Annotated in this window: 9 protein-coding genes; 8 read left to right on the plus strand and 1 reads right to left on the minus strand. The window is 69.3% G+C overall.

All coding sequences use genetic code 11. The features are described 5' to 3' along the window. Positions 1-160 precede the first annotated feature (160 nt). The 6 genes from C2R25_RS05420 to C2R25_RS05445 all read left to right on the plus strand — a co-directional run bounded on the left by C2R25_RS05420 (position 161) and on the right by C2R25_RS05445 (position 8370). Complete coding sequence (locus tag C2R25_RS05420) at positions 161-1165, plus strand: Mrp/NBP35 family ATP-binding protein (RefSeq protein ID WP_103728191.1); 1005 nt, start codon at positions 161-163, stop codon at positions 1163-1165. Then, positions 1165-3444 carry a molybdopterin cofactor-binding domain-containing protein gene (locus C2R25_RS05425; RefSeq protein ID WP_103728192.1) on the plus strand — a complete coding sequence of 760 codons (2280 nt, stop codon included), beginning with the start codon at positions 1165-1167 and terminating at the stop codon, positions 3442-3444. The genes C2R25_RS05420 and C2R25_RS05425 overlap by 1 nt, the downstream gene beginning before the upstream one ends. Beyond that, on the plus strand, positions 3445-4467 hold the full coding sequence (gene hemH, locus C2R25_RS05430) for a ferrochelatase (protein ID WP_103728193.1): 1023 nt from the start codon (positions 3445-3447) through the stop codon (positions 4465-4467). A gap of 73 nt (positions 4468-4540) precedes the next feature. Then, positions 4541-5506 carry a MarR family transcriptional regulator gene (locus tag C2R25_RS05435; protein ID WP_103728194.1) on the plus strand — a complete coding sequence of 322 codons (966 nt, stop codon included), beginning with the start codon at positions 4541-4543 and terminating at the stop codon, positions 5504-5506. 54 nt (positions 5507-5560) lie between these two features. After that, positions 5561-7186: an NAD(P)/FAD-dependent oxidoreductase gene (locus C2R25_RS05440; RefSeq protein WP_103728195.1), complete on the plus strand. Its 1626-nt coding sequence runs from the start codon at positions 5561-5563 to the stop codon at positions 7184-7186. Beyond that, entirely contained in the window at positions 7183-8370 is a 1188-nt protein-coding gene (locus tag C2R25_RS05445) for an NAD(P)/FAD-dependent oxidoreductase (protein WP_103728196.1), read from the plus strand. The genes C2R25_RS05440 and C2R25_RS05445 overlap by 4 nt, the downstream gene beginning before the upstream one ends. Here the strand turns inward: C2R25_RS05445 and C2R25_RS05450 are convergent. Continuing rightward, positions 8367-9428, minus strand: coding sequence for a LacI family DNA-binding transcriptional regulator (locus C2R25_RS05450; protein WP_103728197.1), 1062 nt, complete (start codon positions 9426-9428; stop codon positions 8367-8369). The two genes, C2R25_RS05445 and C2R25_RS05450, sit on opposite strands and share 4 nt — an antisense overlap. 205 nt (positions 9429-9633) lie before the next feature. On the opposite strand from C2R25_RS05450, the gene C2R25_RS05455 reads away from it, so the two are divergent. Together C2R25_RS05455 and C2R25_RS05460 are read left to right on the plus strand one after the other, a co-directional pair. Beyond that, positions 9634-10557, plus strand: coding sequence for an ROK family protein (locus C2R25_RS05455; protein ID WP_103728601.1), 924 nt, complete (start codon positions 9634-9636; stop codon positions 10555-10557). A 184-nt stretch (positions 10558-10741) separates the two neighbouring features. Next, positions 10742-15499: an NAD-glutamate dehydrogenase domain-containing protein gene (locus C2R25_RS05460; protein ID WP_103728198.1), complete on the plus strand. Its 4758-nt coding sequence runs from the start codon at positions 10742-10744 to the stop codon at positions 15497-15499. Positions 15500-15528: the final 29 nt, after the last annotated feature.

Consider the following 15528-nt stretch of genomic DNA (forward strand, 5'->3'; position numbering starts at 1 on the left):
CATGGGGCTATCTATAGGAACCCCTCGGCCAAATAACAGTGCCTCTCTTGCCCTTTTTGCCCTGCTACTCCACCTGAGCGGCATCGGCCGGGGCACCGGCAGCGAAAGGCGGTGCGCCGGAAACAGACCGACGCGCCCCGGCAATCTGGCGGAGACAAGTGTGAGTGGCGTTGCGCAAGGGGGCAGGGACGACAGCGAGATCAAGGCGTTGTTGCCGGAAGATGCGGCCGTCCGCCTGCAATCGCTGCAGCTGGCACAAGGCCGCGCAACGCTTGTTCTCGATGCAGGCGGCCTTGATGCCGCCGCGCGCGCCCAGCTTGAGCGTACGGTCCGCCTGGCCCTTGCCGGGGCGGTCGAAGAGGTGCGGATCGCGATGACGGCGGACAAGGCCGCTGCTGCCGCTCCGGTGCCCACGGGGCCGCGCATCCTTGCGGTCGGGTCGGGCAAGGGCGGCGTCGGCAAGTCCACCCTCTCGGCAAACCTGGCGGTGGCGCTGGCCCGCATGGGACGGCGCGTCGGGCTGGTGGACGCGGACATCTATGGACCCTCGCAGGCACGCCTCCTCGGCACCGAGGGGCAACGTGCCACGGCTCATGACGGGAAGCTTGTGCCAGTCGAAAGCGCCTGGGGCGTGCCCGCACTCTCGATGGCGCACCTCTCGGCCGCGGGGCAGGCGATTGCGTGGCGCGGCCCGAAGATCTCCGGCGCTCTCCTGCAGCTCGTCGACGCGCACTGGGATGGCGCCGAGGTGCTCGTGATCGACCTGCCGCCCGGCACCGGCGACGTGCAGCTCACCATGCTGCAGCGCTGCAAGCCCGCAGGCGCGGTGATCGTCTCGACACCACAGGACCTCGCCCTGATCGACGCCGCCCGCGCGGTGGAGCTGTTCGCCAAGGGCGGGGTGCCGGTGCTTGGCGTGGTGGAGAACATGGCGGGTTACGCCTGTCCTCATTGCGGGGAGACAAGCGATCCCTTCGGCTGCGGCGGCGCGGAGAGCGCGGCGGCGGACATGGGCGTCCCCTTCCTTGGCCGCATACCGCTCGACATCGCCATCCGCCGCGAAGGAGACGCCGGCACCCCAACCGCAGCCGGCATCGGCCCCCAGGCCGACGCCTTCGCCGCACTGGCCCGGCAGGTGGCCGCCTGGCTGGACGAGACCGCCTGATGGCGTTCAGCCGGCGCGGCGTGCTTGTGGGGGCGCTCGCGGGCGGCGGGCTTGCGCTCGGCTACGTGCTGCGTCCGCGCAGTTACCCGCCGCCGCTGCCGGCGCGGAACGGAGAATTCGCGTTCGACGCGTGGATCCGGATCGGCACGGACGGTGTCGTCACCGTCTCAGTGCCGCAGGTGGAGATGGGGCAGGGCGTCACGACGCTCATCCCGCAGATCGTCGCGCATGAACTGGGCGCGGACTGGCGGCAGGTCGCTGTCGAACCCGCTCCGGTCAGCGGCCACTACGCGAACCTCGCGCTGGCCGCGAAATGGGCACCGCTGTGGATGCCGCTGCCTGCCCTCGCACCGGTTGTTGCGGCAACGCCTGCCAGCCTCGTCACCCGCCGCTGGGCGGAAGGAGAGGCCTTCACCGTCACCGCCGACGGCACTGAGATCGCCGCTTACGAAGGCGCCGCCCGCGCCGCCGCCGCCTGCGCGCGGGCGATGCTGGCACAGGCCGCCGCTGCCCGCTGGGACGTCGCCTGGGAAGAGTGCGAGGTGACGGGCGGTTTCGTCCGGCACGAAGGGAAGCGGCTGCCGTTCGGTCCGCTTGTCGAGGAAGCGGCGGCGCTTTCCCCGCCGTCGACCCCGCCGCTGCGCGCCGAGCCGATGGCCGAGCGGCCGGGGGAGTTCCCTCCCGGTGCGGCCCTTGCCTACCCTCGGCTGGACTTGCCCTCCAAGGTGGACGGATCGTTCGTCTTCGCCGCCGATGTGCGCCTGCCGGGCATGGTCTACGCCGCGATCAGGCATGGCCCGATCGGGCGCAAGACGTTCGTCTCCGATGCCGACGAGGCGGCGGTGAAGGGCATGCCCGGCTTCCTGCGCATCGTCCGCAGCGAGGAAGGCGAGGCTGCGTGGATCGCCGCCGTGGCGACCGACGGCTGGACGGCGGAACAGGCGCTTACCCGCATGGAGCCCGGCTTCAAGGTGGCGGGAGGCGTGGAAACGGACGCGGTCGAAGCGGCGATGAACGAGGCCCTGCACAAGGCCGACGCGCATCGCATCCACTCCGCGGGCGATCTCTCGCTGGTGAAGGGCGGGCTGCCCGTGCAACTGGGCTACGAAGTGGCGCCCGCGCTTCACGTCACCATCGAGACGACAGCCGCAACCGCGTGGTTCCGCGGCGGGCGGCTGGAACTCTGGATCGGCACGCAGGCGCCGGAAGCCACCCGGCAGGCGGTGGCGCGCGCCCTCGGCCTGAACGTGCGCGACATCGTGCTTTATCCCGTGGGGATCGGCGGCAGCTTCGACCGGCGGCTGGAGTTCGGCCACGCCGTCGAGGCGGCGCGGATCGCCAGGGCCGTGGATCGCCCGGTCCAGCTCACCTGGTCCCGCCGTGAGGAGTTTCGCGCCGGGCTTCCCCGCGCGCCCGTGATCGCGGTCATGGCGGCACGGCCCGACACGGAGGGCGGCGTCGCCGGCTGGCGCGCCCGCATCACCGTGCCCGCGACGGCGCGCGAGTTCGGCCGCCGCTTCTTTCACCACGACGCGCCGTTCGACGCTATCGAGGCCGCTGCGAATGAGGCCGATCCGATGGCGTTGGAAGGCGCGGTCCCGCCTTATGCCATTCCCAATCTCGCCATCGATCATGTGCCGGTCCGCATCGGGCTGCCAACGGCCCGGATGCGCGGCAACGCGCATGGCTGGACGGCGTTCTTCAACGAAAGCTTCGTGGACGAACTGGCGCACAAGGCGGGCCGCGAACCCCTGTCCTACCGCATGGCGATGCTGGGCGGCGATCCGCGTCTGGCCGGGTGCCTGCAGCGGGTGGCGGCGCTTTCGCAGTGGGGCGGGGGCGGCGATGCCAGCGGGCAGGGGATCGCCTGCCACCGCATCGGCGAAGGCCGCATCGCCGTTGTTGTCAGCGCCCGGCGCGATGCGGAAGGCGTCCGCGTGGAGCGGGTCAGCGCGGTTGCCGACTTGGGCCGCATCGTCAATCTCGACATCGCCCGCCAGCAGATCGAAGGCGGGCTGGTGTTCGGCCTAGGCCTCGCGCTCGGCTGCTCAGTGCGCTATGCGGGCGGGCGCCCCGATGCCGAGCGGCTGGTGAGCATGGGCCTGCCGACTCTTGCCGATTGCCCGGCCATGGACGTCGAGTTCATCGAGAGTCGCGAGGATCCCGCCGATCCGGGCGAGCTTGGTGTCGCGGCGATCGCGCCTGCACTGGCCAATGCCCTTTTCTCCGCGACCGGGCTTCGCCTGCGCCGCCTTCCCTTCTTTGCCGAGGACGTCTGAATGCCCCCACGTCATCCTGAAGTCGCCCACGGGCAGGTCGGTGTCCTGCTGGTCAACCTGGGAACGCCCGACGCGCCCACGCCCGATGCGGTGCGCCGCTACCTTGCGGAGTTCCTGTCCGATCCGCGCGTGGTGGAGATCCCGGCCATCGCCTGGAAACCGATCCTGCACGGCATCATCCTGCGCACGCGTCCGGCGAAGTCCGCCCACGCCTATCAGCAGGTCTGGACCCGGGACGGTTCGCCTCTGGCCGCGATAACGGCAGGCCAGGCGCGCGCGCTGCAAGAGCGGCTGGGGGACGCTGCGCGGGTCGACTGGGCGATGCGCTACGGCAATCCCTCCATCGCCTCGCGGCTGCAGGCGCTGAAGGACGCCGGGTGCGACCGCATCCTGGTGGCGCCGCTCTATCCGCAGTATTCCGGCGCGACCACGGCGTCGGTCGTGGACAAGCTGGGGCAGGCGCTGGGTACGATGCGCTGGCAGCCCGCCGTGCGCACCCTGCCGCCCTACCACGATGACGAGGCCTACATCTCCGCGCTGGAAGCCGATGTGACGGCGCAGATCGGCGCGCTGGATTTCGAGCCGGAAATGCTGCTGCTGTCGTACCACGGCATGCCTGAGCGGACGCTGCACCTTGGCGATCCCTACCACTGCCACTGCCGCAGGACTTCCAGCCTGCTGGCTGAACGGCTGGCGCAGCGCCTGCCGGGCCTGCGTGTGGAAACCAGTTTCCAGTCCCGCTTCGGCCGCGCCAAGTGGCTGGAGCCTGCCACCGAAACGGTGCTCGACGCGGAAGCGAAGGCGGGCACACGCCGCATCGCCATCGCCGCACCCGGCTTTTCCGCCGATTGCGTGGAGACGCTGGAGGAACTGGCGATCCGTGGGCGCGAAGTCTTCGAGGAGGCGGGCGGGGAGCGTCTGGCCGTGCTCGCCTGTCTCAACGACCGGGCGCCGGGCATGGCCATGCTGGAAACGCTGGTACGGCGCGAACTGTCGGGCTGGAGCGGGATTGCAGCAATTTAACAGCCGTCCACCTTGACCTGGGGGGCGTTTGTTCCGATTCCGTTCCTGTTGTCGGGGAGGGAGCAAGGACCGGATGCGCGCGGAAACAGAGCAGGCGGACTTCGTCTACGGCGGGTCAGCGCCCGCAAACGGCGGCGGCGCCGGGGTGGCGCTGTCAATCTATGCGGATCGTCCCCACCTTCGCGCCGTAATGCGGGAGGATGCCGGCGCGGCGGGCCTCAACGTGCTGGCCGCCAGCCCGCTGTCCGACCTTGTCGAGGCTGGGGAAAGCGGATCGACCGGCCTTGGCGATGTCGTTCTCATCGACTGCCCGCAGGCCGACGCGGCAACGCTTGCCGTGCTCGCCCGGCTGGACATGCGCGCGGCGCGCGGCGGGGCGCGCCTCATCGTCTCGACGCAGGTTGATGCGCTGGAGGACGTGTTCGCCTGCATGGACCAGTCCGCTCCCGTCCTGCTGGTCGACCCCGACCGGGCGGAGCGTGTCCTCGCCCTTGGACAGGTGCTGGCCGGTTTCCCTTCCGGCCGTCTGCGCGAACTCTCCGACGATGACCGGCTGATGCTGCTGCGCCTGACCGAACAGGTTGGCCAGATCGCCGGCCGGATGGACCGGCTGGATCCGCGCAGCGCCACGCCTGTGCCGCCTGCGGCATCGCCGCCTTCTGTGCAGCCGGCGTCTGGGGGCCAGCCCCAGATCCCCGATGCGCGGCTGGTGCGGCGGATCATCCGCCAGCGGCAGCTGCGCGCACGGTTCTTCGATGGCGATCTGTTCGCCGATCCCGCCTGGGACATGCTGCTGGATCTTGCCGCCTCGCGAATCGAAGGCAAGCGCGTCTCGGTCACCTCCCTGTGCATCGCGTCGGGCGTCCCCGCCACGACGGCGCTGCGCTGGATCGGCCAGATGGTCGAAGCAGGAATCTTCGTGCGGATCAGCGACGGCACGGACCGGCGCCGCGCCTTCATCGACCTCAGCGACACGGCGGTGCAGGGGATGGCGCGCTATTTCGCGGAGATCGCCCTCACCGCGCCGGCTCCGATCTAGGGCGCCTCAACGCGGCGATGGCGCTTCGATCGCCAAGCGTATAAAGGCGCGCGGATGCTCCGCCTCACTGACATTGCCCTGCCGCTCGACCATACGCCTGCCGACCTCGACGCCGCCGTGGTGCAGCGCCTTGCCATTACCCCATCGGACCTTGAGCGCGTCAGTGTGTTCCGGCGCGGCAACGATGCCCGCCGCAAGAACGCGATCAAGCTGGTCTACGCGCTCGATGTTCTGGTGAAGAACGAAGCCGAGGTGCTGGCCCGCTTCGCCGACGACGCGCATGTGAAGCCGACGCCGGATATCGCGTACAGGTTCCCCACGCGCGCGCCGGAAGGCTGGGCCGGGCCACGGCCCGTCGTCATCGGCGCAGGCCCCTGCGGTCTGCTGGCGGCCCTCATCCTGGCGCAGATGGGTCTGAAGCCGATCATCATCGAACGCGGCAAGGCGGTGCGCGAACGCACGAAGGATACCTGGGGTCTGTGGCGGCGCTCGGAGCTCAATCCGGAAAGCAACGTCCAGTACGGCGAGGGCGGCGCGGGCACGTTCTCGGACGGCAAGCTCTACAGCCGCATCAAGGATCCGCGCCACCTCGGCCGCAAGGTGCTGACCGAGTTCGTCAAGGCCGGTGCGCCGGAGGACATCCTCACCGAAGCGCACCCGCACATCGGTACCTTCCGCCTCGTCACCATGGTCATGTCCATGCGCGAGACGATCGAACAGCTTGGCGGCGAATACCGCTTCGGCACGCGGGTGGAGGATTTCGAGATCGCCGAAGAGAACGGAGAGCGCCGCCTCAAGGGCCTGCACCTCTCCACGGGGGAGTTCCTGGAGGCCAGCCACGTCATTATGGCCGTGGGCCATTCCGCGCGCGACACCTTCGAGGTGCTGTACAAGCGCGGGGTCCACATCGAGGCCAAGCCTTTCGCCATCGGCGTGCGCATCGAACACCCGCAAAGCTGGGTCGACAAGGCGCGTTACGGCGAATGCGCAGGCAACCCGATCCTCGGCGCCGCCGCCTACGCGCTGTCGCACAAGGCGAAGAACGGGCGCACCGTCTATTCCTTCTGCATGTGCCCGGGCGGCCGGGTCGTGGCGGCCACCAGCGAAGAAGGCCGCGTCGTCACCAACGGCATGAGCCAGTATTCGCGCGCCGAGTTCAACGCCAACTCCGGTCTTGTCGTCGACATCGACCCGGAGCGCGATTTCCCGGGGCACCCGCTGGCCGGCATCGCGCTTCAGCGCCGGCTCGAGGAACTGGCGTTCGTGGCCGGGGGCTCGAACTACAAGGCCCCGGCGCAGAAGGTCTCTGATTTCCTGGCGGGGCGCCCCTCGATCGAGCTGGGGGAAGTGACACCCAGCTATCAGCCCGGCGTCCACCTGACGGATCTTCAGGAGTGCCTGCCCGACTTCGTCGTCGAGGCCATCCGCGAGGCGCTGCCGGTGTTCGGGAGACAAGTGCCGCGCTACGACCACCCGGACGTGGTCATGACCGGCGTGGAAACGCGTACGTCCTCGCCGGTGCGGATCGGCCGGGGCAAGGACCTGCAGAGCCTTAACACGCGCGGTCTTTACCCGGCGGGTGAGGGGGCGGGGTACGCGGGCGGCATCCTGTCCGCCGCCGTCGACGGCATCCGCGTGGCCGAAGCGCTCGCCCTGGAGCTGGTTCCCGCGGCGTCATGAGCGAAACCTACGACGCCATCGTACTGGGGGCAGGGGCTGCCGGGCTGTTCTGCGCCGCTACGGCCGGACAGCGCGGCCGCCGCGTGCTGCTCATCGACCACGCGCCCGAACCGGGACGCAAGATCGTGATTTCGGGGGGCGGCCGGTGCAACTTCACGAACCTGCACACCGCGCCCGATCGCTACCTGTCGAACAACCCGCACTTCGCGAAGTCCGCACTCAGCCGCTACACCCCCGCCGATTTCCTCGCCCTGGTGGAAAGCCACGGCATCGCCTGGCACGAGAAGACGCTGGGCCAGCTGTTCTGCGACGGATCGGCCAGGCAGATCGTCGCCATGCTGCTGGACGAATGCGCAAGGGGCGCCGTCGTCCTGCGGTGCGGGGTCGAACTCGGTGACGTCACGCAGACCGATGGCCTGTACCGCGTGCCTCATGGCGGGCAGGTGGCCAGTGCGCCTGCACTGGTGATCGCGACCGGTGGGCCGTCGATCCCGAAGATGGGCGCCAGCGGTTTCGCCTACGATCTCGCGCGCCGCTTCGGATTGAAGGTGGTGCAGCCGCGTCCGGCGCTCGTGCCGCTGACGCTTCCCGCCGATGAGGCGCTGTTCCGCGAACTCTCCGGCGTATCGACCGAGATCGTCGCGCGCTGCGGGGAAGGAAAGAAGTCCCCCGCATTCCGGGAGGCGGCGCTGTTCACGCACCGGGGCCTGTCCGGTCCCGCCATCCTTCAGATCTCGAGCTACTGGAAGCGCGGCGACACCGTCACGGCCCAGTTCCTGCCGGATCGCCTCGACGGCTGGCTGCGCGCCCTCAAGCGCGAGCGCCCGCGCCTCTCCTTCCGCAAGGCTCTTGGCGATGGCCTTCCCGAACGGCTGGCGGAAGCGCTGTGCGGGCGGCTGGGCCTGGAAGGGGAGCTCGGCGCACTTACCGACAAGGCTCTGGCTGCGGCGGAAGCCCGGCTGATGCGCTGGCCTTTCGTGCCGGACGGGTCGGAAGGGTTCGCCAAGGCGGAGGTGACCGTCGGCGGCATCGACACGGCCGAGCTGTCCTCGCGCACGATGGAGGCGAAGCGCGCGCCGGGCCTCTATGCCATCGGCGAGGGGGTCGACGTCACCGGCTGGCTTGGTGGCTACAACTTCCAGTGGGCCTGGGCGAGCGCGCGCGCCGCTGGGCTGGCGCTCTAGCCGGTCGGGCGCGTCGTTTCGCGCACCACGAGGGTTGGGGGCATCACCCGGCTCTGGCGCACGTCGCCGTCGATCAGGGCCTTGAGCTTGGCGACCATGACCCTGGCACCCTCGGCGATTTCCTGCCGCACGGTCGTCAGCGGGGGAGATGTCAGGCCGGCCATGGGAAGATCGTCGAAGCCGACGAGCTGGATGTCGCCGGGCACCTTGCGGCCCGCTTCGTGCAGGACATGCAGCGTGGCCATCGCGATGACGTCCGACGCGGCGACGATCCCGTCGTAATCCGCGCCCGAGGCGATCAGCGCCGCGCCGATCTGGCTGCGCATCCGCTCATCGGCAAGGTCGGCCGGAATATGGTCGATCGTCAGCCCCGCCGCCTGGGCTGCGGCGCGGGCGCCTTTCAGCCGCGTGGCGATCTCGACGCCCGCGGTATCGCCCACGAACGCCAGCCGCCGCGCCCCGCAGGCGATCAGATGCTCCGCCCCGAGCCGTCCGCCCAGTTCGCTGTCCGTGCCCACGGTGATGTGGCGCTGGCCCTTGGCCCGGTTGCCCCAGACGACGAGGGGGCGATACCGCGCGGCGACCTGCTCGATGATCGCGGACTGGTCGGACTGGCCGATGAGCAGCACGCCGTCGACCATGCCTGATCCGGTGATCCGTTCAAGCCAGTCGGGTGTGCCATCGGGTATCGCGCGGCTGAGCATGATGTCGTAGCCGCTGCCGGTCAGTTCGTCCGCCAGATGGCCGAGAATCGCCATGAAGAACGGATCGGAGATCGGCTGGCCTGTCGCGGGGCCGAGCGGGATGACGACACCGATGACGCCTGTCCGCCCCGAGCGCAGCTTGCTGGCTATCTGGTTCGGGCGAAAGCCGTATTGCCGCGCCAGGACCTGTATCCGCTCACGTGTTTCGATGTTGACGAGCGACTTGCCCGCGAGGGCGCGGGACACCGTTCCTGCGGAAACCCCCGCCACGCGCGCCAGATCGGCGAGCGTGCGCACCTCCACGGCCGTTTCCGGAGTGTCCGTGCCGTTCGGGCCTCCTCTGCTCTTGTCCATCGCTGCCCCCTATGTTGTCAGATACCTTAGCATTCGTGGCCGCCGCCCGGAAGTAACTAGTTCAGGCAATTGCCTTTTGGGCGGCGTACGGGAAAAATGCGGTGAGCCGGCACTTGGCGCGGGCGGGGCTTGCGGAACCATCGCGGCGTTCCTGCGCTTGCGTCTGGAGAGCACGAGCGCCGCCAGGCAAGGACGGGTAATGACCATGCACAAGCTTGCGGGCATCGAACTTGGCGGAACGAAGACCGTCGTCGTCCTTGGCGCCCAGGGCCGTATCGACGAACGGGTCGAGTTTTCCACCACCGAACCGGCCGAGACGCTGGACCGCGCAATCGCCGTGATTGAGGGCTGGCGGGACGACAAGCCGGTGGATGCCGTGGGCATCGCCAGCTTCGGCCCGATCCGGGTGGACCGCAACGCGGCCGACTACGGTTCGATGCTCGATACGCCCAAGCCCGGCTGGAGCGGAGCGGAAGTGGTGGCGCCGGTGCTGGAGGCGCTGGAGCGCCCCGTCGCGCTGGATACCGACGTGAACGGAGCCGCGCTGGCGGAGCACCGCCACGGCGCGGGGCAGGGGTGCGAGAGCATGGTCTACATCACCATAGGCACCGGAATCGGCGGCGGCGTCCTCATCAACGGCGCGCCCGCCCATGGCCTGCTCCATCCCGAGATCGGCCACGTGCGCCTGCGCCGGGCCGCTGCTGACGGCTTCGAGGGCGCCTGCGCGTTCCATGGTGACTGCATCGAGGGTCTGTTGAGCGGCCCCGCCCTGGCTGCGCGGTTCGGCACTCACCCCTCCCGCATCGATCCCGACAATCCCGTGTGGGAGCCGGTGGCGCAGGACCTCGCGGAATTGCTCGCGATGCTGGTCCTGACAGTGTCGCCGCAACGCATCGTCGTGGGAGGTGGGGTTTCCGGTCGGCAGCGTCATCTCCTGCCGATGGCGATCGACCGGGTGCCCGCGCTGCTGGGCGGCTACTTGCGCGACTGCACGCGCCACAAGCTCGCGGGGATGATCGTACCGCCAACGCTGGGCGACGATGCCGGGCCGATGGGGGCGCTGCTGCTGGCGGCCAAGGCTTTCGACGCGCATCCCATCCCGACCCCGGCGAGCCACTTGCCTGTTTGATGATCGTTCCATCCTCGTGAACGAATGTTGCGCGCCTCTGAAATCGTGTTACACCTTCATCGATGCCAAGAGCCTCGCCCGGAGCGGGGCAGGCGGGCAGTACGAGCCGAAATGGCCCAGAATGCCGCAGCCCTGACGGTGAGGAAGCAGGCGCGGCAACGCAGTGAGGATCGCGGAGAAAGTTATGAGCGCACGTCAGGTGACCGTCCCCCCGAAAGCTTCCAAAAAGCACCGGGCCTCCTCTTCCAACGGGCTGGAGAACGCACTTGCCGACGAAGTGCGCGGCGCGCTCCTGCCAGGCGACTCGCCCGAGGGTGGCTGGATGGACGAAGCGGTGCGCTTCCTGCTCGCCACCGCCGCAACAAGGGAGCCGGGGCGTCCGGCGCTTGACCTCACCTCCGTAAGCGAGGAGCGCCGCATCCTGCGCATCGCTCTCGTCAACGACGACATGCCGTTCCTCGTCGACTCGGCGGCGGCGGCCCTTGCCGAAGCCGGGCTGGTGATCGACCGGTTGGTCCATCCGGTCGTTGCCGTGCAGCGCGACGGGGCGGGCAAGCTGACCGGCATCGTGTCCGATCCTGCCGAGGCGACCGGCCGAGAGTCGATGATCTACATCGAGACGCCGCGCGGCGATGCGCGCCAGCGGCGCCACTTGCTCCGCTCTCTCGAGAGCACCTTCGACGATGTGCGCACGGCGGTGGCTGACTGGCCGCAGATGGTCGATGCGCTCCGTGCGGATGCGGAGAAGCTGGAGGGTAAGGCCATCGACGATGCGGAGGGCGCCGCCCTGCTGCGCTGGTTCGCGGACGGTATGCTGACCCAGCTCGGCCATGTGACGCGCAGCCGCGATGGCAGCCGCACCGAGCGCCTCGGCCTCTGCCGCCGCTGGGAGGAGGACGTCCTGTCGGACGCCAGCTACGCCCGCGCCTTCGCGGCCTTCGACGAAGCGCTGGCCGCCGGCTCGGTCAGCGCGCCTCTGGTGGTCAAGGCCAACCGTACGTCCACCGTCCATCGGCGGGTGCCGCTGGACCTGTTCCTCGTGCCGCTGATGGAGGAGGGCAAGGTGACCGCGCTTTCGGTCCACGCCGGTATCTGGACGAGCGCTGCGCTGGCGACCGCGCCGGACCGCGTGCCGCGCCTTCGCCGTCAGCTTGCCGCGCTGGCCGAGCGGATGGACCTCGATCCCAAGGGCCACACGGGCAAGGCGCTGGCCCATGCCCTCACCAGCCTGCCGCACGATCTGGTGCTCGGCCTCGGCGAAGCCGACGTGGAGCGACTGGCGATGACCATGACCGCTCTGGTCGACCGCCCGCGCCCGCGCCTCCTGCTCGCCCATACGCCGCTGCTGCGTCATCTCTTTGCCTTCGTGTGGCTTCCGCGCGACGTGCTTTCCACGCAGATCCAGCAGCGCATCCGCACTATGATCGAACGCGCGGCCGATGCGCCGACGCTGGACTGGAGCCTGCAGGTGGAGGCGGGCAACCTCGCCATGCTGCGCTACACGCTCGACGTGCGGCAGGGCATCCGCGAGCCTTCCGAGGCCGATCTGGACCGTGAGCTGCAGATCATGCTGCGCGGCTGGACCGAAGCGGTGGAGGCCGCGCTCGCCGCCACCATGGAGGCCGGGCGTGCGGCAGCCGTCGCGGGGCGCTACGCCGAAGCCTTTCCGATGGGCTACCGCACGGAGTCGGGTCCGGGTGAGGCGGCGATCGACATCGCCTATCTGCGCCGCATCGCCGTAGGTGAAGGCGGAGCGGCCGAAGGCGGCGTCCAGCCCGCTCACCGGGACGTACGCTTCCACACCCGGGAAGACGACCCGGAAAGCCGCGTGCGCCTCAAGATCTACCAGTCCGAAGGCGGCCTGCCGCTGTCCGATGCGGTGCCGGCGCTCGAGAACTTCGGGTTTCGTGTCCTCGCCGAGATCCCGACCGCGCTGGAGCACGGCAGGCTCGGCACGATCCACGACTTCGTTCTCGAAGCGGCCGACGGCCGCGCGCCCGAGGATGTGCTCAACCGCGCGCCGATGGTGGAAGAAGCCTTGCGCGGCGTCCTGAACGGCGCGGGCGAAAACGACGCGTTCAACCGCCTCGTACCGGGCCTTGGACTGGAGCGCGGGGAGGCGAACTGGCTGCGTGCGTGGTATCGCTATCTGCGCCAGGCCGGGACGCACTTCGGTATTCCCACCGTAGTCGACGCCCTGCAAGGCGCACCCGGCGTGACCACCGCGATCATCGCCCTGTTCCGTGCCATCCACGATCCCGCCTTCGGGGGAGACCGTGCCAAGGCCCGTGCCGAGGCCGAGGAAGCGATCCGCACCGGCCTCGCGAACGTCAGCGCGATCAATGACGACCGCCTGCTGCGTGCCTTCCGCGACATCGTGCTCGCCATGCTGCGCACCAACGCCTTCGCGCCTGCCGGAGAGACGGCGCTGGCGTTCAAGTTCGATTCCGCGCTTGTGCCGGGGCTGCCCAAGCCGCTGCCCTGGCGCGAGATCTTCGTCTATTCGCGCCGGGTGGAAGGCATTCACCTGCGTTCCGGCCCGGTTGCGCGCGGCGGCCTGCGCTGGTCGGATCGTCGTGATGACTTCCGCACGGAAATCCTGGGCCTGATGAAGGCGCAGCGCGTGAAGAATGCCGTCATCGTACCGACCGGGGCAAAGGGCGGCTTCTATCCCAAGCAGCTTCCCGATCCGAGCCGCGACCGCGCCGCCTGGGCCGCCGAGGGGCAGGCGAGCTACGAAATCTTCATCGAGACGCTGCTGTCGATCACGGACAATATCGTCGACGATCGCGTGGTCCATCCCGCAGGCGTGACGGTGCTTGACGGTGAAGACCCCTACTTCGTGGTCGCCGCCGACAAAGGGACGGCCAAGTTCTCCGACGTCGCCAACGGTATCGCCGAGCGCCGGGACTTCTGGCTGGACGACGCCTTCGCGAGCGGAGGCTCGAACGGCTACGACCACAAGGCGATGGGCATCACCGCGCGCGGCGCCTGGCTGTCCGTGCAGCGTCACTTCCTGGAAATGGGCGTCGACATCCAGACCCAGCCGGTCCGCGTGGCGGGCTGCGGCGACATGTCGGGCGACGTGTTCGGCAACGGCATGCTGCTGTCGAAGTCGCTCAAGCTGGTTGCGGCTTTCGACCACCGTCACATCTTCCTCGACCCCGATCCTGACCCGGCAAAGAGCTGGGCAGAGCGCAAGCGGCTGTTCGAGCTGCCGGTGTCGAGCTGGAACGATTACGACACGGCCCTGATCTCCAAGGGCGGCGGCGTCTTCCCGCGTAGCCTCAAGTCCATTCCGCTGAGCGAGGAGATCCGCGCGGTGCTGGGCATCAGCGCGAGCGAGATCGATCCGGACTCGCTCATCACGGCCATCCTTTCCGCGCCGGTGGACCTGCTCTGGTTCGGCGGCATCGGTACGTACGTGAAGGCATCCAGCGAAAACAACGTGCAAGTGGGCGATCCGACGAACGATGCCTTGCGCGTGAGCGGCAACGAGGTTCGCGCCCGCGTCATCGGCGAAGGCGCGAACCTTGGCGTCACCCAGGCCGGCCGCATCGAGTTCGCCTCGCGCGGCGGGCGCATCAATGCGGACTTCATCGACAACTCGGCGGGCGTCGACTGCTCGGACAACGAGGTCAACATCAAGATCGCCCTTGCCGCTGCAAAGCGCGCGGGCAAGCTGTCCGAGAAGAAGCGCGTAGAGCTCCTGCACGCGATGACCGATGAAGTGGCGGCCCTCGTGCTTGAGGACAACCGCCTGCAAGCGCTCGCGCTGTCCATCGCCGAACGCGGCGGGGTGCAGGCGATGCCTTCGCACATGCGCCTGATCGAAACGATGGAGGAAAGCGGCTATCTCGACCGTCGCACCGAAGGGTTGGCCGAGAACGAGGTGCTGCTCCGCCGGGCGCAGGACGGTCGCGGCCTCACCCGGCCGGAGCTGGCGGTCCTGCTCTCCAGCGGCAAGTTGCAGCTGCAGGCGGCCATCGAAGACAGCACGCTGCCTAACGATCCCGGTCTCACCGACCTGCTGCTTTCCGCCTTTCCCAAGCCGATGCAGGAGAAGTACGGCCGTTTCATCGAGGAACACCGCCTGGCGCGAGAGATCATCGCGACCAAGCTGGCCAACCGCATCGTCAACCGCCTCGGCATCGTCACCCCGTTCGAGCTGGCCGAGGAAGAGGGCGCTCCGCTTGCCCAGGTGGCGGCAGCCTTCGCCCTGGCGGACAGGCTGCTCGGGCTCACCGCGCTGTGGGAGAAGGTGGAAACCGCGCCCATGGCGGAACCCGCTCGCATCGCGCTGTTCGACACGGTTGCCGTGGCGGTCCGGGGCCACATGGCGGACCTGCTGCGTGCCGGTGCCGGGCAACTCGCGCCCTCGGAGCTGGCTGCGCGTCTGGACAAGGGCGTCACGACGCTGTCCACCGATACGCATGAACTGCTGGGCGAGCGCACGGCCGCGCACTCGCGCAGGCTGCACGCGGGGCTGGTGGAACTCGGCGCGCCGAATGATGTGGCCGACGAGGTGACGCACCTGTTCGACCTTGACGGGGCCGTGGGCATCGCCTCGCTTTCGGCGGAAGTGGGCATACCGCCGCGCCGCCTCGTCGCGGCCTTCACGCGCGTAGGTGCGGGGCTGGGCCTCGACTGGGCGCAGGCGACGGCGGCAATGATGAGCCCGTCGGACCCCTGGGAGCGCCTGCTGGTGGCAGGGCTGGCGCGCGACTTCCAGCAGATGCGGCTCGACTTCCTGCGGGGCCTTGCGCGCACCAAGCTGGGCAAGAGCGACCCGCTTGCGGCGACCGAGGAGTGGGGCCGCCAGCACAAGGGCGCCATCGACGCCTTCCGTGGAGTGGTTCACCGCGCCGAGAATACGGTCACGATCTCGGCCGCCATGCTGGCGCAGATCGCCAGCCAGGCGCGCAACCTCCTGGCGCGGTAAGGTCGGGGGCAGGCGGCTTCCTGCGCCGG

Origin of the sequence: Novosphingobium sp. HII-3 (assembly GCF_002916655.1) — a bacterium.
In the GTDB taxonomy this organism is placed as follows: Bacteria; Pseudomonadota; Alphaproteobacteria; order Sphingomonadales; family Sphingomonadaceae; genus Novosphingobium; species Novosphingobium panipatense.